The sequence below is a fragment of the Nonomuraea diastatica genome (assembly GCF_004349015.1).
In the GTDB taxonomy this organism is placed as follows: Bacteria; Actinomycetota; Actinomycetes; order Streptosporangiales; family Streptosporangiaceae; genus Nonomuraea; species Nonomuraea diastatica.
Map to the genome: position 1 here is coordinate 1 of NZ_SMKP01000478.1, position 400 is coordinate 400.

General features: G+C 63.5%; 1 protein-coding gene. It reads right to left on the reverse strand.

Going from position 1 to position 400, the window contains the following annotated elements:
* The coding region (locus E1294_RS52245; protein ID WP_132520856.1) for an AMP-binding protein at window positions 1–400 on the reverse strand (400 nt) is incomplete at both ends.

Below are 400 nucleotides of genomic sequence, written 5' to 3' on the forward strand. Positions count from 1 at the left end.
TCTCAAACCGCGCAAACGCACTCGGCGTCTGACACAACACCGTCACCTGCTCAGCCGCCACCACCCCGGCCAACTCCCGGGGAGAACGCACCACCTCCTCATCCACCACAACCAAACGGCCACCATGACCGAGCGCGCCCCAGATCTCCCACACCGAAAAATCGAACGCAAACGAATGCGCCAGAACCCACGTATCCGTGGCATCGAAACCGAACCAGCGCTCAGTGGCCGCGAACAACCGCAACACCTGCCGGTGCTCAACCACCACACCCTTCGGCCGACCCGTCGACCCCGACGTATAGATCACATAGGCCGCATCACCCTCGACAGGCTCCCCAGCACGTTCGGGGACATCGTCCACATGCAGGACCGGCACCCCGACATCCACCGTCACCGAGCC